Here is a 20,406-nt window from a genome sequence, read left to right as displayed (position 1 = left end):
ATGGCAACATCAAATAAATCAGCAAAAATAATTAAAATTAGAGCTATTTCAGCAATATGGATTATTCCCATTGTTACTGCAATTGTTGGTCTATGGATAATCTACTCTCATTTTACCAATAAAGGTACTTCGTTCACATTGCTTGCAAAAGATGCAAGTGGCATTGTTGCTGGAAAAACGGTAATTAAAAACCGTAGTGTTGATGTCGGTATAGTTGATGAAGTGACTTTATCGGATGACTACAAGCAAGTGGTAATAAAAGGCCGAATTTATAATGATATGGTTCCACTATTAAAAAATGATTCGATTTTTTGGGTTGTCAAGCCTGAAATTGGTCGCGATGGAGTGACTGGATTGGGGACTATTTTATCGGGTGTATATATAGAATTAATTGCCGGAAACGATACTCACAGTTTTCAAAATAAACCCTTCGTGCTTTCTGATACACCGCCATTATCCGATCCAAGTATTAAAGGAATTCGTTTAAATCTCGAAAGTGAGCAAAACGGTGTAATTCCTCGAGGTGCTTCTGTTATGTTTCATGGCTACCGTGTAGGTAATGTTGAAACCTCAGAATTTGATGTTGAAGCGCGTAAAATGAAATATCAAATTTTTATTACTAAACCTTACGACGTCTTAGTAACACAAAATGTCCGCTTTTGGAAAGAGGGGGGAATTAATTTGACACTCTCATCTCTAGGTGCAAACTTAGATGTTCCTTCTTTAGATGTATTAATGTCTGGTGGAATCAGTTTTGATTTACCTGATGGATCTAAATTAGGCGCGCCTGCGGAGCAAAATGCAGTTTATAAATTATATGAAGATAAAAAATCCATCCAAGATTCACAATATACTGAATATAAAGAATTTCTTATTATGCTTTCTGATTCTATATCTGGATTGTCAGAAGGTGTACCTGTTGAATATCATGGTATTAGGTTAGGTACAGTATCTAAAGTGCCATTTTATACTGCTGAAATGCTAGAAAAATCATCAATTTTAAATAAAAAAGTGCCGATATTAATCAGGATCGAACCTGATCGTTTATCTGAACTCGTTGATGAAAAGATCGACATTGCCGCAGTGATTATGAAAGAGCAAAAAAATGGGTTAAGAGCTTCATTAAAAACATCAAACATGTTCACTGGTGCACTGTATATAGATCTTGATTTTTATCCTGACCTAAAAAACAAATATGATCCCAAACTAGCGAAGCAGTTTGGTTACGATACAATTGAGACAACTTCGACTGGAATTGCGCAAATTCAGGCAAAAATTATGCAGTTACTAGATAACTTTAATAAATTACCATTTAACAATACTTTATCACAGTTTAATCAATCATTAGCTTCAAGCCAACATTTAATGGAATCATTAAATCAGATTATGGCTAGTAAAGAGATGCAGAATATGCCCAAAGATTTGCAAAAGACTTTACGTTCACTAAATGAAACAATGAAAGGCTTACAGCCAGGTTCTGAACTCAACAATCAAATGAAAGAGAGTTTACAAAAAGTGCAACAAATGATGGACGAACTCACTCCATTACTCAATACGCTTAATGATAAAAGTAATGCACTGATTTTTTCTGCGCCGGCGAAAAAAGATCAAGAACCTCAAGCAAAAGGTAAAAAATAATGAACAGAATATACAAAAAACTACTTATAGTCGTATTTATGCCATTGTTCGCTATATTAGCGGGTTGCTCTGCTAGCAACCCGAGTAAAAGTTATTTTCAACTTACTAGCAATTCACAGATTCCTGTATCGCAAAACATGAAAACCACGAATCAATTTATTTGGATTGAGTCAGTTGATGTGGCGAGTTTTTTAAATAAACCGGGTATTGTATTACAAACCGATAATATCAAATATGAAACAGCAATCAACCATTTATGGGTATCAACGTTATCTCAGCAGCTTCAAGACCGATTAACGCAGGATTTAACGGCTATGTTACCTAATTATTTAGTATCCAGTAAGTCAATTACAACACCAACACTAACGGTAAAATTATTTATAGATAGCTTTCATGGTAGTTATACGGGGGATGCGATAATTAAAGGTCGATGGGTTGTTACTGACCGTAAAAATAATATTGAAACCAAACCATTTGAGCGCCATGTTCCTTTAGCAACCAATGGCTATGATGCTTTAGTTAAAGCGCTATCGAAAGGATGGCAAGATGAAGAACTAGACTTTGCAAACTCAATAAAGCATTAGTGTTACACTGACATTCCTTCAGCGTGCTGACGGAATGTCTAAACTTAAATAGCAATAGATCTTAGTGACAGTTTGAACTGACTAAAAACCTTATCATCAATTTCCACCCATTTGCGAACACTATTGATAAAAGCGATTTTATCGGCATTTACCAGATCATCTTTTAAAATCGTTTTTTCTAACAATTGATTGTGATCCAAATAAAATTGTCGCATGGTGCCAGCTAATAATCCTGATTCTTTTTTAGGTGTCACCCATTGATCATTAATCAGTAACGCGAGATTACCATTAACAAATTCAGTTATCTCATTGTGTTGATTAAAATTAATATATTCTTTTCCTACAGTTAAATCCGGAAAGTGCTCACGATTTGATGTTTTATGATACAAATAGACATTTTGGTTATCAACGCACTGTGTTGCAAGTTGAATTTCATTAATGTCTATCGGAGTGTTAATGATATCTTTACTAATAGTATAATGCCCATCTTTTTGCTGTAAGATTCTTACTTTATAAATATTGTTAGGCATTGAATTTGCTAACTTAATAAGTTGCAACTTAATTGCGTGAATGTCACAGTTAAAATCAAAATAATCAGCTGATTGGGCAAGCCTGCTTAAGTGTTCATTCAATAAAAAGAATTGCCCTTTTTCAAGCAATAACGATTCAATGATATATTTTGGAGTAGAAGTAGTACGATGCAAAATTGCTGTTTTAGCCAAGATCTCGCTATATTCGTCTTGGGATGTCGAATCCCAAGTGATCCCCCCGCCAACACCATAACGCAACTGTTGGTTGTGTATGGTCAATGTACGAATTGGGATATTAAATATGGCCTTATTCATATAGGGCTCAATGTAACCAATTGTCCCACAGTAAACGCCACGTGGTGAGTTTTCAATATCTGCGATAATTTGCATGGTACTGGTTTTTGGGGCACCGGTAATTGATCCGCAAGGGAATAGGGCTTGAAAAATTTGATATAAATTGACATCTTCTTTCAATTCACCTTGAATTATTGAAGTCAATTGCCAAACCGTTGGATATTTTTCAGCTGAAAATAATTCAGGCACCGTTACTGTTCCTGGTTTTGCAATGCGACTTAAATCATTACGCAACAAATCAACAATCATCATGTTTTCAGCCTGATTTTTTTCAGAAAATAATAATTTTAACTGTTGTTTATCTTGTTGATTATTTAAGCCGCGTGCAGTTGTCCCTTTCATTGGCTTTGTCGTAATAATTTTATTGTCTAACTTAAAGAATAATTCCGGTGAGATGGATAAAATATGATAATCATCAAACTCAAGATAAGCGCAATAATCTGCCTGATTGTTTTTTTGTAAAAAGTGGTAATAATCAATAGCGCTTTCATTAAATGGTGCGGTAAATTGAATCGTATAGTTGGTTTGATAAGTATTACCTGATTCAATTTGTGATCGAATAAAGTCAATTTTTTGATTATATTCATCCATTAATGTATCGCTAATTAAGTTAAAACTTGACGGTGTATAACCACTTATTTCTACTTGTTCAACGATAGAATAATGATCAAAAATACCAAATAACAATAGTGGTAAACCTTGATGGACCTCATCATTATGTTTTGTTTTATTTTCGCTATTTAACCCTGTTGCGCTTTCATAAGCGAGATACCCAACCGCGTAAAAACCTTGTTGCGTAAATTTTTCGATTAAATCGAATTGCTGTTTAATTGTCGAGTAATCATTCGATCTTAAAATGGCGATAGGATTGCAAAAATATTTATGTTGATTTTCAAAATCTATATAAATTTTCATATCAAGATTGCTCATGGACAAAATTATTAATCATTTGTAAACCTGATTCGGTTTTTATCGCTTCAGGGTGGAATTGAACTGACTCAATGGGTAACGATTTATGACGCAATCCCATAATCAACCCTTGATTGTTTCGAGCGGTTACAATCAGGTGAGAATCTTCTTGTGAAAAATTATCACAAGCAATTAATGAGTGATAGCGAACCACTGAAAGCGGGTTTTTGACTCCTTTAAATACCCCCTGACCATCATGCGTTATTTCATCAACTTTACCATGCATCGGTATTGGTGCTTTGGCAATACGGTAACCATAATATTGAGCAATCGCTTGATGTCCTAAACAGATACCCAGTATCGGGCAAATATGAGCAAATTCGGCAATAATAGCAAGTGATATTCCTGCATGAATTGGTGCCCCTGGGCCGGGAGAAATGATAATTTTAGAAAAGCTTAGTTCTTTTATTTGTTCGATTGTTAGTTCGTCATTTTTGATAACTCTAACTTCGGCGCCAACTTGGCATAAATAATCGTAAATATTAAATGTAAAAGAATCATAATTATCTATTAATAATATCAAAATACAGTCCATTAATTACAAAACATATTGATTTAAAAACCGGTAACTGTAACAGTTAAAATCCAGTCGTAACAGGCTTTATTATATCGTTAATACACTTAAAAAAAGAAATCATTGCGATTTTACCCTCTTTTTATCTCTCTTTTATACTTAAACAATATTTTTAATGAAACTTTTTTACAAAAAGCAGTTTTTCTGTGATTGATTTCACAAAAAAAATACAACTCTACTTGTATGGTAGTATTTGTGTTGTTATTTTAATAACGTCTAAATTTACATGAGAGGTATTGAATGAAAATTGTAAAAGCAGATGTTTTTGTATGCAGTCCAGGAAGAAATTTTGTCACATTAAAAATAACCACCGACGAAGGAGTTTATGGTGTTGGTGATGCAACGCTTAATGGACGTGAATTGGCCGTAGCTTCTTATCTTAAAGATCATCTGTGCCCTCAACTAATTGGGCGCGATCCGCATCAAATAGAAGACATCTTCCAATATTTCTATAAAGGCGCCTATTGGCGTCGTGGTCCTGTGACTATGTCAGCTATTTCGGCCATTGATATGGCTCTGTGGGATATTAAAGGAAAATTAGCCAACATGCCTCTTTACCAGTTATTAGGAGGCGCGTCGCGCACAGGAGTTATGGTTTACTGTCATACTACTGGTGCAAGCATTGACGAAGCATTAGATGACTATGCTAAACATAAGGAAATGGGGTTTAAAGCAATTCGTGTGCAATGTGGTATACCGGGTATGAAGACAACCTATGGTCAAAGTAAAGGGAAAAACCTAGCTTACGAACCCGCCACTCGTGGCAATTACCCAGAAGAACAATGTTGGGCAACAGAGAAATACCTCGATTTTATGCCTAAATTGTTTGATGCCGTACGAAATAAATTTGGTTTTAATGAGCATCTACTACATGACATGCATCACCGTTTAACACCAATCGAAGCTGCTCGTTTTGGAAAAAGTATAGAAGATTACAGGCTGTTTTGGATGGAAGATCCGACACCGGCCGAAAATCAAGAATGTTTTCGTTTGATACGCCAACACACAGTCACTCCAATTGCAGTTGGTGAAGTGTTTAATAGCATCTGGGATTGTAAACAACTTATTCAAGAGCAATTGATTGATTATATTCGAACTACAATTACCCATGCGGGCGGTATTACTCATATGCGCCGTATTGCTGATTTTGCTGCACTTTATCAAGTAAGAACAGGATCCCACGGACCATCTGATTTATCCCCAATTTGCCATGCAGCTGCACTGCATTTTGATATGTGGGTACCTAATTTTGGTGTGCAAGAATTTATGGGTTATTCAGAGCAAATGCTAGAAGTCTTTTCACCAAACTGGACTTTTAATGATGGCTATATGCACCCAAGCGATGAACCAGGCCTTGGTATAGATTTTGATGAAAAGCTTGCCGAAAAATATCCATACAAACCAGCTTACTTACCAATTGCTCGTTTAGATGATGGTACGTTGTGGAATTGGTAAATTATAGGAGGTTATATGAAAAGTATTGTAATCAAACAACCTAATGAATTGGTAATTGAGGAACGAGAAGTTCCTCAGCCTGCAAATGGGGAAGTAAGAGTAAAAGTAAAATTAGCAGGTATTTGTGGTTCAGATAGCCATATATACCGCGGACATAACCCATTTGTTAAATATCCACGAGTTATTGGTCATGAATTTTTTGGTGTGATTGATGAAGTTGGTGAAGGGGTTGATAGATCTAGAATTGGAGAAAGAGTATCTGTCGATCCAGTTATTAGTTGTGGGCACTGCTATTCTTGTTTAGTAGGTCGTCCTAATGTTTGTACATCTCTTACTGTATTGGGTGTTCATCGAGATGGTGGATTTAGTCAGTACGCAGTAGTTCCAAGTAAAAATGCTTATGTTATCCCAGATGAAATTAGTGATGAGTTTGCAGTGATGATTGAACCATTTACTATCGCAGCAAATGCAACCAGCCATTTAAAACCAACTGAAAATGATATTGTACTAATTTATGGTGCAGGCCCAATGGGACTAACTTCAGTACAAGCGTTAAAAGGAGTTTATAACGTTAAAGAGGTTATTGTTGTTGATCGAATTGAAGAACGTTTAAATATGGCAAAAATTAGTGGTGCTGACAGAGTAATAAACAATACCTTTTTATCTTTAAAAGATGAGCTGGATAAGCTCAGTATTAAACCGACGGTTATTATAGATGCAGCCTGTCATCCATCCATTTTGCAAGAAGCAATTAGTATTGCATCACCAGCAGCAAGAATCTTAATTATGGGGTTCTCAAGTGATGCCTGTCAGATAACTCAGCAAGGTATTACAAGTAAAGAATTATCTATTTTTTCATCTCGATTAAATGCTAATAAATTTCCAGTTGTAATTGATTGGCTTAAGAAAAAATTAATTGACCCGCAAAAGTTAATCACACATCAATTCGATTATATGCAAGTCATTCAAGCGATAGAAACTTTTGAAAAAGATCAAGAACAGTGTTGCAAGGTGTTACTAACTATTAGTTAGGAATTTTTAAACACATTTTTATTGATGATCTTTTATATATAAAATTATAAGGCGAGTAAAATATGAATAACATAGGAAAGATTAAATGTGAAAGAAATGCTTCAGATTTAGTTAAAGCGGCTGTTTCTGGATGGCTTGGAACAGCATTAGAATTTATGGACTTTCAATTATATTCTTTAGGCGCTGCACTAGTATTTCGTGAAATATTTTTCCCCGAACAATCGGCAATTATGGCACTAATCTTAGCTATGGGAACCTATGGGGCAGGATACATTGCCCGAATTGTTGGTGCTTTTATCTTTGGGAGAATGGGAGATGCAATTGGTAGAAAGAAAGTATTATTTATTACAATTACTATGATGGGTATTTGTACAACACTAATTGGTGTATTACCAACTTATGCTCAAGTAGGTATTTTAGCTCCTTTAATGTTGGTCCTCTTACGAATAGTTCAAGGTTTGGGTGCTGGTGCTGAAATTTCAGGGGCGGGCACTATGCTTGCAGAATATGCACCTATAGGAAAAAGAGGAATTATTTCTTCATTAGTTGCAATGGGCACTAATTGCGGTACATTGAGCGCTACTGCAATTTGGGCAGTTATGTTTTTTTTGTTAGATAAAGAACAGCTAATTGCATGGGGATGGAGAGTACCTTTCCTTGTAAGTGCGATTGTTATGATTTTTGCGATATGGCTTAGAATGAACTTAAAAGAAAGCCCTGTATTTGATGGTGTTAATGATGTAAATACCCAATCAATTAATGACAAACAACCAATCAAACACATTTCATTAGTTGAAATGATAAAAAGTAAATCATTTTGGCTAGCAACTGGTTTACGTTTTGGGCAAGCAGGAAATTCAGGGTTAATTCAAACTTTTTTAGCAGGTTACTTGGTGCAGGCTTTATTATTCGAAAAAGGTATACCTACAGATGCTTTAATGATTAGTTCTATTGTAGGATTTGTTACTATTCCTTTTTTAGGGTGGTTATCTGACAAAATTGGTCGACGAATTCCATATATTGTTTTGACTGTTTCTTCAATTATTCTTGCTTATCCAATGCTATCTATTGTTGTTGATAAAAGTTATTCAGTTAGCACTATAATGTTATGCTTAATTATTATTCATAACATTGCAGTACTAGGGTTATTTGCGCTAGAAAATATTACTATGGCGGAAATGTTTGGTGCTCGTAATCGCTTTACTCAAATGGCAATATCTAAAGAAGCCGGAGGTCTTATTGCAGTCGGATTTGGTCCTTTATTAGCCGGAATTTTCTGTAATATTGTTAACGATTGGTGGCCAATTGTTGCTATGATCATTGTTTATTCTTGTATTGGTTTGATATCAGCGATTTTTATGCCAGAAATTAAAGATCGTGATTTATCTGATTTAAATGATGCTGCATTATAATTTAAGGTTTTGAAGGAAAAATAATGAAACTATCAAATCTAACTTTATCACAACTACCTGAAAAGGTAGTTGTACCGAACTATGATAGAAATAAGCTTAAAACTAAAATAGTTCATCTTGGTTTTGGTGCTTTTCATCGTGCTCATCAAGCCGTTTTTACTGACATTTTGGCAACAAAATATGGAAGCGATTGGGGATATTGTGAAGTTAATTTAATCGGCGGTGAAAAACAAATTGAAGATTTAAAGCAGCAAGATTACCTATTTAGTGTGTGTGAAATGGCTTATGATAATTGGAATTCGCGAGTTGTCGGGGTTGCCAAAGAGGCATTACATGCTGATATTGATGGTATTGCAAAAATATTAGAAGTTATGACACGCCCTGAAATCGCTATCATTTCAATAACTGTGACTGAAAAGGGATATTGTTATTTACCGTCAACGGCATCAATTGATCTAAATAACCCGCTGATTAAACACGATATTGAAAATGCAGCTAAACCGAAAACTGTTCCGGGTCTGATCGTTGAGGCATTACGTTTACGTAAAGAAAAAGGTTTAAAACCGTTTACGGTAATGTCTTGTGATAACATGCCAGAAAATGGTCATGTGACACGTAATGTTGTTTTGGCGTTAGCCAAACAACGTGATCCAAGTTTGGCTAGTTGGATCGACCAAAATGTGACATTCCCATCAACAATGGTTGACCGAATTGTACCTGCCGTGACACCTGAAACCATGGAAAAAATCCAAAAACAACTGGGTGGCATTGAAGATCCGGCTGGGGTTGCCGGAGAGCCATTTAAGCAATGGGTTATTGAAGATAACTTTGTTGCTGGCAGACCCGAGTGGCAAAAAGCCGGTGCTGAACTTGTTAGTGATGTCTTGCCTTATGAAGAGATGAAGCTACGTATGTTAAATGGTAGTCACTCGTTTTTAGCTTATTTAGGCTATTTAGCAGGTTATTTACATATTGATGAATGCATGCAAGATCCTAATTATGTGAAAGCTGCAAGACATTTGATGATAAATGAACAAGCAAGCACATTACGAGTAAAAGGAGTTGATTTACAGGCTTATGCCGATTCGTTGCTTGATCGTTATCGCAATACAGGTTTAAAACATCGTACTTGGCAAATAGCCATGGATGGTACTTTAAAATTACCCCAACGTATGCTCGATTCAGTCCGTTTTCATTTAGCGAATAACACACCTTTTGATTGCCTAGCTTTAGGTATTGCAGCTTGGATGAAATATGTAAGTGGGACTGATGATGCAGGTAAGATGATTGAGATAAGTGATCCAATTGCTGATAAGTTGAAAGAACTAGTAGCAAACAGCCAAGATAATCAAGAACGGGTAAAATCGCTATTGTCATTATCACATGTATTTGGTGATGATCTACCTAACAATAAATGTTTTGTTGAACAGGTAACTAAAGCTTATTTAGCTTTGCGGGATACTGGCGCTAAAAAGTCAGTTGAACAATTAGCAGAAAGTTTTTAAAGTTTTTTTTAAACATTACTAACACAACTAACATAATTAATAAAAACAAAGTGTAATTGCCTGCAAGGGCGTTACACTTTTCACTTGTACTCCAATTTAGTACAAATAACCTTTCTATATTTATTTCATTGAAATAGCAACACATTTCAAACAAAAAATTAAGGGGTAAGTGTTTTTTAAATTCAACGGAAGGCAAGTAGCCTAACGAAGAATGTAATCGTTTATGATTGTACCAATAGGCATAAGCCGAAAAAGCGCGTTGTAACTCAGTCGTTGAGTTTAAGCTATTAACTCTTGTTCTTTTTATTGATGTGGCAACCCCCTATTATACAAATAAGTCAAATCCTATTAATAATACATTTTCAACAATCGCGCAAAATGATATTCACACACAAATTAATTCATTAGTAGCATCAAATGAAGATAAAACAAAGATTTGTCTTGACGCTCAAAATTTACTTGATTGTGCGCATGAAGTTTGTGAAAAACACCTTTACCATGATGATATAAAACAAGATTTTATTGATGATATTAATAATTTTGCCACGCACATTGTAAATCAAGTCGAAAGCGGAGCTATGAGCTATGAACAAGGCTCAGAAGCGATAAAATCTGAAGAAAAGAGTTATGGGATCAAAGCCTGCACTGGGTAGGTCGGGGACTAAGTGTTTTAGGTGGTGCAGGCTTGATGATGACGGGGTTTGCAATGTGCACAACTGGTATGGGTTGTATACTTGGCTCATATGTAGCAGCGCATGGAGTTAATAGTATTCAAGAAGGGATAACCGGTGAGGATGGTTTTTTAAAATCAATGTATCAAGATGCGGCGGTAGGATTAGGAATGTCTAAAGAGGCAGGTTCTTTGGCTTATGATTTAGTTGATATCGGTATATCCGTACATGGTAAACTTAAATTAGTTCCTAAAATTGATAAAAGTTTTGCAATTAATCAATTTAATCGCGCTAATTCAGCAAAATTCAAATTATTTCATTATGGTAGAGAGGATTTGACACGAGCATATAGACAGATGAATAAATGGTTGTTAAGTTCTGAAATAGTAAGTGATGTTATGTCTTTAAGTGAAATTTATGAACAAAGCAAAAATATTTTTTTTAAAAACAATGAGCTTGATGAGATGAATCTATATATTTCAAATCCCGAACAGATTGATAATATAGAGAAAATTGTAGATAGTTGTGCAATAGTAATACGTATTACAGGTAGTGAATCTGATGTAGATGACCAACCTAATTATTCATTGTGCACGCGCTTGGATGGTACTACATATCGGCAATATTTTGATGGCCATATTGAAGAAGGTTCTATTGAATAACAGGAATAACACAGATGATTATATTGATTTACATTGCGTATTACTTTTTTTCAATTATGCCTATTATTATTACTTATCGTTTTAGACAATATACAATAAGTGATTATCAATATAATAAAAAGTTGAAATGGCAAAGGCGCATTATGTTGTTTTTAAATTATATCGTTGCTTTTTTCGAGGCGTTTATTGCCGGACATAGAAAAACAATCCATAACTATAGTTCTGGCTATGAGCTTTTACTTTTCTCATCAGGAATATTTATTTGTATTTACATTTTTAGCATAGGGTGGTTAGAAAGCCCAAAAGAGTATTTAAAAAAGAAAAAGAAAAAATGGAAATAATAATGACTTTAGTGAAGTTAGCTTTCCACCATTAACAACTGTCGCATTACCTTCCAAACAAATTGTAGAAATTCCTCGCGTTGTTTACAGTAATTTGAGAAACGACTGTAATGAATATACATAAAAAACAAAATTAACGCCTTATCACAGACAAGAAATATGGCGCTTATATCATAAAGAAAAAATAACGGTCACCAATTTGGCTAAATGCTATAACAAAACCTATCCGGGTGAAATGCTACACGTTGTTACCAAAGGTTTACCTTTACTTAAAAATGAAACAAAACAGCAAACTAGAGAATATTCACCCATTAATATCTATTTGATTTTTATTGTTTTTATACATAAACGTAGTGTGCTCCAGAAACTTTTTAACAAAAATTCTACTGTCTTTGTTTGTTAGATAAATGTTTGTTTAGATAAACTGCGTGATAACCAGCGTATCAATCAAAAATCGACAAAAATCACCTGCAACGACAATTTGATGTAGGTGATAAAGAACAAATTGTTGTTGCGGATTTAACCTAATGACAAAGGGTAGCGGAAGCGGCATTTAAAACAATTAAAACGGAATTAGTAAAAGGCCAACGTTTCAACTCAACGGCTGAGTTACAATGCGCTTTTTCGGCTTATGCTTATTGGTATAATCATAAACGATTACATTCTTCGTTAGGCTATTTGCCTCCCGTTAAATTTAAAAAACACTTACCCCTTAATTTTTTGTTTGAAAATGTGTTGCCATTCTAATCAAAAAAACTTTTCTTATACCTAAAAATATCCTACTATTCTTCCTTATTTTGTTCCTTACCATAAGAATGATATATGTTTAAATCTGCCGACTTAAATATTTCAGAACCCGTTAATCAACAAATTTACCGTAAATTAAGAAAAGCGATTATTACTTGTCAAGTATTGCCTGGTGTTTTACTGTCAGAAAAAGAGATTTCTAGTCAATTTAGTGTTTCAAGGCAACCGGTTAGAGAAGCGTTCATTAAATTAGCTGAAGCGGGACTTGTGCAAATTCTTCCGCAACGAGGAACATTTGTTACAAAAATATCGATTAAAAAAGTTATTGATGGCCAATTTATACGAGATGCTGTTGAGTGTGCAATTATCAAACAAGCAGCACTAATGATTAGTGCGGCAGATATTTTATTGCTGCAAAAAAATCTTGATGAACAAAAACAAGCTAATAAGCACAAGAATATTCATTATTTTCTTGAAAAAGATGATGAGTTTCATCAAATTTTAATGAATGTGATAGATTGCCAAATGGCTTGGGAAAGTGTCGAGAACATTAAAGCAATGATGGATAGAGTCAGATTTCTTTCATTAGAACAGATTTCTCCTCCAGAAAATCTTGTTAAACAACACGAAAAAATTCTGACAGCTTTAAAAAAACATGATCCGGAGCTCGCTGCAATAGCTCAACATGAACATTTATCGGCTATTTTAGAGACAATAAAAATAGTATCCAAGCAGAAGAATGAATGGTTTATTGATTAGTATGTATTAAAGCTCTCGATTATTCTTTTTTATGTTATGAATAAAATTATGTTGCTTATCTTTTTATAATCTGATTTATTTTGACGGTTATTGATTTTTACGCAAATAACCTAAAACTCCAAAATCCGCTATTGTCCATCTTCCGTTTTTAAAAATTAAAGGAAAGGTTGCTCGACTGCTTGCATTAGGTCCTGGGTTTTGTTGTACAATTTCAATTTCGTTGTCGGTTACTTTACTGATAATAGCAACATGTCCATAGCTAGACCAATTAAGGACAATAATATCGTCAACTTGTGGTTTAGTGGGTGAGCCGTTATGAAATTGTAGTAAATTGCGCTGACGATTGATCTTTCCATCAACAATTGATGGGTCAAAAAAATCTTTAGCATGACCATAGCTATTTGGCATTTTATGATTAAAACGCTGATAATAATAACGTTTAATAAATTCAACACATTGATATTTTTGACCTAAGTTATAGCCGTCTTTAGCGATATTTCTTCCACTTACATTATGGATACTACCATTATAATAGACTTTCACCCCATTAAATTCATCAATGACTTTGCCAATTTTTTGCTTATCAAATTCAATATTGGCAAAAGCACATGGATAGAGTGTATAGTAGCTCAATACGGAGAATAAACAAAGAAAGAACAAGCTTTTTTTATATTTTAATAACATTTTTATTTCCATCGTTTTAATTATTTATTATTAATCATGATCGCTTATTTTATTAAAAAATAAAATTTAATCGAATAATAAAAACATTATTATTAGTGTATCTAAAATAAAATACTGCAAGTGTCGTATTTATTCGTTGAATGGTGTTCACTTTTTATATAAGTTATTTAGTCATGATAGAGAATTATATTTAGTATTTACAATCTGAATTAGTATTTCATCATTAAGATAAATATGTTTGAATTAATCATAAAATAAGGCTACAGGATGATTAAGAAAGTTAAAATAAATGTTGGTGGTCGTGTACAAGGTGTAGGATTTCGTTTTTTTACTTATCAGCAAGCTCAAAAACTTGGTTTAGTTGGCTATGTTAGAAATTTAGATAACGGCGATGTTGAAATTATTGCTCAAGGTGACAGCTTACAAATAGCCAAATTAACACAATGGGTTAAAAATGGCGGGCCTGCATCATCGCGTATTTCATGTGTAAATATTTGCGAATTATTGCCACAAAACGATTTAACTTCTTTTAATGTTCGATATTAATTTAATAAAAAATAAAGTAGAATAATTAAAATTTTGGGCATTCGAAATAATAATTTCTAATTAATGTGATTAACGTATGTTATGAATAAAAAAAATCTTATCTGTTTTTTACTTCTCATTGTTGTTATCGGTGTTTATTACAATTATCAAAAAGGAGATGATGTAGTAAGCAAATCAACCCAAAATATATCAGATAAGCCGAATTATCAAAGTGATGAAATGTTAACAAATATTTACGACTTATCTGGTGAGCTTATTTATAAAATTGAGTCCAGTAATATTAGGCACTTTGATGATTCAGACAATACTGAATTTGATTTGCCCAATTTTACTTTTTATGATCAAGTTCATTTAGCTGCATGGCATATTAAAGCAAAGAAAGCGATACTAACAAGTGATAAACTTTTGTATCTTTATCATGATGTACAATTAGATAATTTGACACAAGAAGCTCAATTAAAACAAGTAAAAACAGATAATGCCGTGATAGATTTAACTTCACAACTAGTCACATCAAAAGATCCTGTCATCGTTAATGGTGTGGGGTTTTATTCAACAGGTATTGGATTAGCGGGTGATTTGCATGCAAAAACGGCTAACATACTTGAAAATGTAAAAACATATTATAATACAGAGGCAAAATAAAACATGATTTCGCTAAAAAAAGTTGTTTTTTCATTAATTTTATTGCTACCTATCTCTTTAAGTAGTTTTGCAAATGAATCTACTACGCAATCAGTAGAACCTAAAGAAGACCATAAGATGTTCGCCGATAATAAACCTATTACGATTGATGCGGATAATCAACAAATTGATATTGAAAATAACACAATTACATTTATTGGTAACGTTGTCATTGTTCAAGAAGGGTTAACCATACAAGCAGATAAAGTGGTTATAACAGACACGCAAGACACGGTAAAACAAAAAATCACGGCCTATGGAAATCCAGTGAATTATAAGCAAATTTTACCGGAAAACAATAAGATTGTAACGGGTCATTCTTCACAAGTTATTTACAATGTAAAACAAAATAATGTGGTTTTACAAGGTAATGCCGAATTATTTCAACAGGACAATCATATTATTAGTGATCTTATTACTTACGATGTCAAAAAACAGCAAATATTAGCGCAACCAGGTAAGAATATGCGAGTAAAAAGCACTATCATCCCAAACCAAGTTAAAGAGATGAATAAATAAAATGTCAATGTTAAAAGCGGAAAATCTAGCTAAAGTATACAAAAAACGCCGTGTAGTTGAAGATGTGAGTTTAACCGTTAATTCTGGCGAAATCGTCGGGTTATTAGGACCAAATGGCGCAGGTAAAACCACCACTTTTTATATGGTGGTTGGTATTGTGACCTTAAATGCAGGCAAAATTTACCTTGATGATCATGATATCAGCATTTTACCTTTACATGAACGGGCTCAAAAAGGCATTGGTTATTTACCACAAGAAGCCTCTATTTTTAGAAAATTGTCTGTTATTGATAACATTATGGCGATTTTAGAAACGCGCAAAGATATTGATAAAAATGAAAAAATTGATCGTGCCGAAGAATTACTTGAAGAGTTTCATATTACGCATATTCGTGACAGCATAGGTCAATCTCTATCTGGTGGTGAAAGGCGCCGAGTTGAAATAGCAAGGGCATTAGCGGCTAATCCTAAATTTATTTTGCTTGATGAACCTTTTGCTGGTGTCGATCCGATTTCAGTGATAGATATTAAAAGTATCATTAAACATTTACGTGATCGAGGGCTAGGCGTATTAATAACCGATCATAATGTCCGTGAAACGTTAGATGTTTGTGAGCGTGCTTATATTGTTAATAAAGGACATTTAATTGCTGAGGGTTCACCAAGTGACATTTTAAATAACGAATATGTAAAACGCGTTTACTTAGGAAACGAGTTCAGATTATGATCAAACCCAGTTTACAACTGAAAGTATCTCAACAATTATCCATGACACCACAATTACAATTGGCGATTCGATTGTTACAGTTGTCAACTTTAGAGCTTCAACAAGAGATTCAAACCGAGCTTGAAAATAACCCATTGCTCGAAGTGGCCGATCAATATCACGAAATTGATGTTGAACAAAACGTTAAAGATGAAAATATCGATACGCGTGAAGCCTTAGATAGCCGAGAAATACCCGAAGATATCCCATTAGATGCCTCACTAGATGATATCTATACTGCTGGAACCCCCTCTGGCACTCACTCTGATTATCGTAATGATGAATTGCCTATCTACCAAGGTGAAACTCACGAAACGTTACATGATTATTTAAGATGGCAACTTGAGTTAACGCCTTTTAGTGATATTGATAGGGCGATAGCGGTGTCGATTATTGAAGCGATTGATGAGCGAGGCTATCTAACAGTTTCATTAGATGAAATTTTGGAAGAGCAGGGTAATGACGAGATTGAATTGAACGAAGTTGAAACTGTTTTAAAGCGTATTTGGCATTTTGATCCAATTGGCGTGGGAGCCAGATCGTTACAAGAGTGTTTATCCATTCAAATTCAACATTTAACCTGTCCACTACTGGTTAAACAAATTATTGAGAACTACTTAGATTTGTTAGCGACGCGAGATTATAGAACATTAAAAAAAGTATTAAACGCAAGCGATGAGCAGTTAAAAGAAGCAGTCAATTTTATTCAACATTTACAGCCGTATCCTGGTGATTCAGTCAATACCACACCACCAGATTATGTGATCCCTGATATTTTAGTAAAAAAGGTGAATGGAAACTGGGTTGTCGATTTGAATAATGACACCATGCCGCGCTTACGTATTAATCAGCAATATGCAGCAATGGAAAAGATAGCAAATGAAAGTGATAGCCAATATATTCGCTCACATTTGCAAAATGCGAATTGGTTTATTAAAAGTGTTGAAAATCGTAATGAAACATTACTTAAAGTAAGTCAATTTATTGTTGAGCATCAGCAAGCATTTTTTGAACACGGTACTGAATACATGAAACCAATGATTTTATCTGATGTTGCAACGGCAATTGACATGCACGAATCAACCATTTCCCGTGTGACAACACAGAAATATTTACAATGCCCTACAGGAATATTTGAGTTAAAATTCTTTTTTTCTAGTCATGTAAACACAGAATCAGGTGGTGAAGCTTCGTCGACAGCTATTCGTGCTTTAATTAAAAAATATATATTGGCAGAAGACAGCAAAAAGCCATTAAGTGATAGTAAATTGGTCGCAATCCTTGAAGAACAAGGTATTATGATTGCCCGTCGAACCGTAGCAAAATATCGTGAAGTCTTATCAATTCCGCCATCAAGCCAACGTAAACAACTTTAAATTTAAATCTGTTTATGACCACGGATGATTTTAGATGACTTTTTCAGTTTCAATAATCATCATATCTGTAGTAAAAGAACCATCTGCTTGAAGTTCAAAATAATTTTTTGTATCGTCAGCTGCTGTTTCTTGGTAAATTCGTATTGCCTCAATTAACTGTTCAGGAGTACGCATTCGTTTAACCCATGTATCAAAAGAGAGTGTTAAACGATGGCGGGCTATATTATTAATGACAAAACCAGCTTCAGTTAAAAAGGTTAACCACTCACCGGGGGTATAGTGAAATAGAACATGATAAATAATAACAGAATGATGAGATAAATGGGATATAACAAAATAAACAGGGAAATAATGAAATTGTTTTTTGAAAAAGTGTTACAAAATATGAAATAAAAAATTGTCTAAAAAATTTTGCTCTAAAAATTAATTAGGCGTCATTAAATTCAAACAGTGTTGGTTGTTTTTCTTTTATCATTCGTTTATGAACTCGGTCGATTACTTTTCTAATACCTCGTTCGGTCATATTATATTTTTGGCTGAGTTCTGCATAATTATTACCTTTAAATGCATCATAGATTTGTAGATCGCGTTTGTTTAACTTAAAAAAATAATCTCTTGGAAATGTGAAATTTTGACCTCCAAATAATTCTGAAATTGTATTTGCAATGTTATCACCTAACTGTGCTGCAATATCTTCAGGTAAACCATAATCCATTGCGTCGTTAGTAGCAGATAATGATACATGTGTTAGTAATTCGTGACGTTTGATAGACATTGCAGACTTTGTCATAATTTACGCTCCTGTTTTCTTCTTATACCAATCTAGTGCACCAGGTATATTTTTTTCTAATTTATTAAAATCGATACCGGCTCTATACATCTGTTCAAAATACTCTTCATTACTGCTACGAACAGGTTTATCTTCTTCTTTATGTTCAACGTACGCAAATAAATGCTTAGTAGAATCATAAACTGACTTTAGATAATTATGATTTTTAAACGGCTTATATTCACCTAGTGCACGCTTAGCGTGAATATTATTAACGGTTTCTCTTAGTGCATGAGCCAGATGTCTGCTAGGTTGATATAATTTTAGGACCTCATTAATTAAGTTTACTGCTCTAGAATTGCTTAAATTTGATTTTTGAGTACGAAATAAAGCTATGTAGGCAATCATTGGTTTAGCACAGCCATAGTTTAAATTACTTACTAATATAAGTAGTTCTCTGCCAGAATCATCTTCAACTAATGCGTCTAAATTAATTTCGTTATGGCAAATGGGGCAACGTGTTAATTTCATACTTCTTCCTTTATATGCGTGCTTGCCAACTTTTTAGGCTTTCAATTACAACCATTGCTTGTTTTTGAGTCAGCCAATCCATCACTTCAACACCAGTAATACGTTTTACATAAGAATTGATAGCTTTTTCAGAACGATTTTTGATTTCACCTGCATCAGCTAGCTCTAGCCATAATGAGCGTATTTTTTTATGAACTGGTTCTGTAGCAGTTATTTTCCCCGTTTTTTTTGATGATTTAACTTTGAAACCTTTTAATTTCAAATTAGTTATAACTTTTTCCAGTTCCCAAACTGTCATATCCTTGGTGCTAGTTTTTTTAGTTATAGTCAGTAATAGATGACGATAGGTATCGTCATCTAAATTAAGTTGTGTTTTAGCTATATGAATAAGCTTGATGTATCTAGATTTCATCTATTTAACCTCTATTTTTGTCATAAAAACACCTTAAAAAACCAACAAAACGCTGTTTTAATGTTTTAACTGATTTTAATTTTACATATTTAGCATAGAGTTCATCGTACAGCTTTCCATCAACATAGCCCTGACCAGTTACTTCACGCATAAATGAATGTTCATGGCTGATTGAAATATAATGGTCGGGCATATAACGCTTAGGGTTAGAGAATTTAGCCATTTGCTAATTCCTCTAGCTCGTCAACAATACGATCGGCTTCACATGCCGATAAGTCACGTTCTTTACAGTACTCAATAAAATTAGGTATTTGACTAAGGATAAATTGATGCAAAATATAAAAATCTTGTATTTGCATGATTAGATAACCTCCTGTTCAAAAGGTACTATCGCAAAATCCTCTACATCTTTTTTGATAGTGATGCCAGGAACATGTGCTACTGCATTTGGTTCATTCAAAATAGCTTCTTTATTAACTTCTTCTTTTGTACGAATAAATCGTTCCAATTTTAGCTTTTTCAGTGTTTCTATAACTGTTTCTAACCCCCGAATAACACACGATGGTGGCCGATTGCGCCATTGCACTTCACCAGTAACTAAATTAGCTGATTTAACTTTACCATTGTTGGTTAATTCATCACGGTTTGCTTCGCACCAAATTTGGATGCCCTTTTGTATTTCTGCTGACTTCTTTTTTAATACTTCAATATTTGATGAATAAATTGCGGTAATTTCAGCGATTTTATCGTTCATTTCAGTTTCTAAACGAATCAATTCACGTTGAATATCACCCAGATATTTAATCGCTTCTGATGCTTGTTTTTTAGATTGCACAACATAGATTGACGCGGTAGCTTTAATACGTTTTTTAGTCTTTATCATTTC

The 20,406-nt window shown here is 34.0% G+C and carries 26 protein-coding genes and 1 pseudogene; 16 read left to right on the top strand and 11 right to left on the bottom strand.

Features of this window, described 5'->3' with window-relative positions:
• Positions 1 to 1,638, top strand: a complete 1,638-nt coding sequence (gene pqiB, locus A9G22_RS10770) for an intermembrane transport protein PqiB (RefSeq protein WP_075508891.1) — start codon at positions 1 to 3, stop codon at positions 1,636 to 1,638.
• Positions 1,638 to 2,222 (top strand): PqiC family protein, encoded by a 585-nt coding sequence (locus tag A9G22_RS10765; protein WP_075508890.1) that lies wholly within the window; start codon positions 1,638 to 1,640, stop codon positions 2,220 to 2,222. The genes pqiB and A9G22_RS10765 overlap by 1 nt, the downstream gene beginning before the upstream one ends.
• A 44-nt stretch (positions 2,223 to 2,266) precedes the next feature.
• Here A9G22_RS10765 and pabB read toward each other — a convergent pair whose 3' ends face one another.
• Both pabB and A9G22_RS10755 read right to left on the bottom strand, forming a co-directional pair.
• Positions 2,267 to 4,021: an aminodeoxychorismate synthase component I gene (pabB, locus tag A9G22_RS10760; protein ID WP_065586945.1), complete on the bottom strand. Its 1,755-nt coding sequence runs from the start codon at positions 4,019 to 4,021 to the stop codon at positions 2,267 to 2,269.
• A 1-nt stretch (position 4,022) separates the two neighbouring features.
• Positions 4,023 to 4,598: an anthranilate synthase component II gene (locus A9G22_RS10755; protein ID WP_081296981.1), complete on the bottom strand. Its 576-nt coding sequence runs from the start codon at positions 4,596 to 4,598 to the stop codon at positions 4,023 to 4,025.
• Between the two features lie 291 nt (positions 4,599 to 4,889).
• On the opposite strand from A9G22_RS10755, the gene manD reads away from it, so the two are divergent.
• The 4 genes from manD to A9G22_RS10735 all read left to right on the top strand — a co-directional run bounded on the left by manD (position 4,890) and on the right by A9G22_RS10735 (position 10,053).
• Positions 4,890 to 6,104: a D-mannonate dehydratase ManD gene (gene manD, locus A9G22_RS10750; protein WP_065586944.1), complete on the top strand. Its 1,215-nt coding sequence runs from the start codon at positions 4,890 to 4,892 to the stop codon at positions 6,102 to 6,104.
• A gap of 15 nt (positions 6,105 to 6,119) precedes the next feature.
• Complete coding sequence (locus A9G22_RS10745; RefSeq protein ID WP_065586943.1) at positions 6,120 to 7,136, top strand: Zn-dependent oxidoreductase; 1,017 nt, start codon at positions 6,120 to 6,122, stop codon at positions 7,134 to 7,136.
• Between the two features lie 62 nt (positions 7,137 to 7,198).
• Positions 7,199 to 8,548 (top strand): MFS transporter, encoded by a 1,350-nt coding sequence (locus tag A9G22_RS10740; protein ID WP_280642560.1) that lies wholly within the window; start codon positions 7,199 to 7,201, stop codon positions 8,546 to 8,548.
• 23 nt (positions 8,549 to 8,571) lie between these two features.
• Positions 8,572 to 10,053 carry a mannitol dehydrogenase family protein gene (locus A9G22_RS10735; RefSeq protein WP_075508889.1) on the top strand — a complete coding sequence of 494 codons (1,482 nt, stop codon included), beginning with the start codon at positions 8,572 to 8,574 and terminating at the stop codon, positions 10,051 to 10,053.
• On the opposite strand, the gene A9G22_RS11890 is transcribed toward A9G22_RS10735, so the two are convergent.
• Positions 10,016 to 10,360, bottom strand: coding sequence for an IS3 family transposase (locus A9G22_RS11890; RefSeq protein WP_141670051.1), 345 nt, complete (start codon positions 10,358 to 10,360; stop codon positions 10,016 to 10,018). The two genes, A9G22_RS10735 and A9G22_RS11890, sit on opposite strands and share 38 nt — an antisense overlap.
• 4 nt (positions 10,361 to 10,364) lie before the next feature.
• Here A9G22_RS11890 and A9G22_RS10730 point away from each other — a divergent pair, with 4 nt between their 5' ends.
• From A9G22_RS10730 to A9G22_RS10710, 5 genes and pseudogenes are all read left to right on the top strand, one after another.
• Positions 10,365 to 10,706, top strand: coding sequence for a hypothetical protein (locus tag A9G22_RS10730; RefSeq protein ID WP_075508888.1), 342 nt, complete (start codon positions 10,365 to 10,367; stop codon positions 10,704 to 10,706).
• Positions 10,707 to 10,741: 35 nt separating this feature from the next.
• Positions 10,742 to 11,386: a DUF4225 domain-containing protein gene (locus tag A9G22_RS10725; RefSeq protein WP_075508887.1), complete on the top strand. Its 645-nt coding sequence runs from the start codon at positions 10,742 to 10,744 to the stop codon at positions 11,384 to 11,386.
• Positions 11,387 to 11,400: 14 nt separating this feature from the next.
• A complete protein-coding gene (locus A9G22_RS10720) occupies positions 11,401 to 11,727 on the top strand; it encodes a hypothetical protein (protein ID WP_075508886.1) in 327 nt (108 codons plus the stop codon).
• A gap of 552 nt (positions 11,728 to 12,279) precedes the next feature.
• Positions 12,280 to 12,474, top strand: a pseudogene (locus A9G22_RS11885) (IS3 family transposase); the annotation flags it as partial.
• A 75-nt stretch (positions 12,475 to 12,549) separates the two neighbouring features.
• Positions 12,550 to 13,233 carry a GntR family transcriptional regulator gene (locus tag A9G22_RS10710; protein ID WP_065586939.1) on the top strand — a complete coding sequence of 228 codons (684 nt, stop codon included), beginning with the start codon at positions 12,550 to 12,552 and terminating at the stop codon, positions 13,231 to 13,233.
• A gap of 87 nt (positions 13,234 to 13,320) precedes the next feature.
• Here the strand turns inward: A9G22_RS10710 and A9G22_RS10705 are convergent, their stop codons facing one another.
• Positions 13,321 to 13,917, bottom strand: a complete 597-nt coding sequence (locus A9G22_RS10705; RefSeq protein ID WP_075508884.1) for a CHAP domain-containing protein — start codon at positions 13,915 to 13,917, stop codon at positions 13,321 to 13,323.
• 267 nt (positions 13,918 to 14,184) lie between these two features.
• On the opposite strand from A9G22_RS10705, the gene yccX reads away from it, so the two are divergent.
• The 5 genes from yccX (at position 14,185) to A9G22_RS10680 (ending at position 17,808) form a co-directional block, all read left to right on the top strand.
• Positions 14,185 to 14,463, top strand: a complete 279-nt coding sequence (yccX, locus tag A9G22_RS10700; RefSeq protein ID WP_141670049.1) for an acylphosphatase — start codon at positions 14,185 to 14,187, stop codon at positions 14,461 to 14,463.
• A gap of 81 nt (positions 14,464 to 14,544) precedes the next feature.
• On the top strand, positions 14,545 to 15,108 hold the full coding sequence (gene lptC, locus A9G22_RS10695; protein ID WP_075508883.1) for an LPS export ABC transporter periplasmic protein LptC: 564 nt from the start codon (positions 14,545 to 14,547) through the stop codon (positions 15,106 to 15,108).
• Positions 15,109 to 15,111: 3 nt separating this feature from the next.
• Positions 15,112 to 15,666, top strand: coding sequence for a lipopolysaccharide transport periplasmic protein LptA (gene lptA, locus A9G22_RS10690; RefSeq protein WP_065586936.1), 555 nt, complete (start codon positions 15,112 to 15,114; stop codon positions 15,664 to 15,666).
• Between the two features lies 1 nt (position 15,667).
• A complete protein-coding gene (gene lptB, locus A9G22_RS10685) occupies positions 15,668 to 16,393 on the top strand; it encodes an LPS export ABC transporter ATP-binding protein (protein ID WP_065586935.1) in 726 nt (241 codons plus the stop codon).
• Entirely contained in the window at positions 16,393 to 17,808 is a 1,416-nt protein-coding gene (locus tag A9G22_RS10680; protein ID WP_075508899.1) for an RNA polymerase factor sigma-54, read from the top strand. Before lptB ends, A9G22_RS10680 begins: the two co-directional genes overlap by 1 nt.
• A 30-nt stretch (positions 17,809 to 17,838) precedes the next feature.
• Here A9G22_RS10680 and A9G22_RS11445 read toward each other — a convergent pair whose 3' ends face one another.
• The 7 genes from A9G22_RS11445 to A9G22_RS10655 form a co-directional block, all read right to left on the bottom strand.
• Positions 17,839 to 17,982, bottom strand: coding sequence for a hypothetical protein (locus A9G22_RS11445; protein ID WP_176700268.1), 144 nt, complete (start codon positions 17,980 to 17,982; stop codon positions 17,839 to 17,841).
• A gap of 253 nt (positions 17,983 to 18,235) precedes the next feature.
• The gene (locus A9G22_RS10675) at positions 18,236 to 18,598 is read right to left on the bottom strand and encodes a Mor transcription activator family protein (protein ID WP_075508882.1); all 363 of its coding nucleotides are present in this window, start codon (positions 18,596 to 18,598) and stop codon (positions 18,236 to 18,238) included.
• 3 nt (positions 18,599 to 18,601) lie between these two features.
• Positions 18,602 to 19,108 (bottom strand): hypothetical protein, encoded by a 507-nt coding sequence (locus tag A9G22_RS10670; RefSeq protein WP_075508881.1) that lies wholly within the window; start codon positions 19,106 to 19,108, stop codon positions 18,602 to 18,604.
• Positions 19,109 to 19,118: 10 nt separating this feature from the next.
• Entirely contained in the window at positions 19,119 to 19,520 is a 402-nt protein-coding gene (locus tag A9G22_RS10665) for a gp16 family protein (protein ID WP_075508880.1), read from the bottom strand.
• A 4-nt stretch (positions 19,521 to 19,524) separates the two neighbouring features.
• Positions 19,525 to 19,743, bottom strand: a complete 219-nt coding sequence (locus A9G22_RS10660; RefSeq protein ID WP_075508879.1) for a hypothetical protein — start codon at positions 19,741 to 19,743, stop codon at positions 19,525 to 19,527.
• Positions 19,736 to 19,879: a hypothetical protein gene (locus A9G22_RS11440; RefSeq protein WP_176700267.1), complete on the bottom strand. Its 144-nt coding sequence runs from the start codon at positions 19,877 to 19,879 to the stop codon at positions 19,736 to 19,738. Before A9G22_RS11440 ends, A9G22_RS10660 begins: the two co-directional genes overlap by 8 nt.
• Before the next feature lie 2 nt (positions 19,880 to 19,881).
• A complete protein-coding gene (locus A9G22_RS10655; protein WP_075508878.1) occupies positions 19,882 to 20,403 on the bottom strand; it encodes a host-nuclease inhibitor Gam family protein in 522 nt (173 codons plus the stop codon).
• Between the last annotated feature and the right edge of the window lie 3 nt (positions 20,404 to 20,406).

Origin of the sequence: Gilliamella sp. App2-1 (assembly GCF_001690255.1) — a bacterium.
In the GTDB taxonomy this organism is placed as follows: domain Bacteria; phylum Pseudomonadota; class Gammaproteobacteria; order Enterobacterales; family Orbaceae; genus Gilliamella; species Gilliamella apicola_G.
The sequence above is the reverse complement of the archived record's forward strand: the minus strand, read 5'-3'. Positions and strand labels throughout refer to the sequence as shown.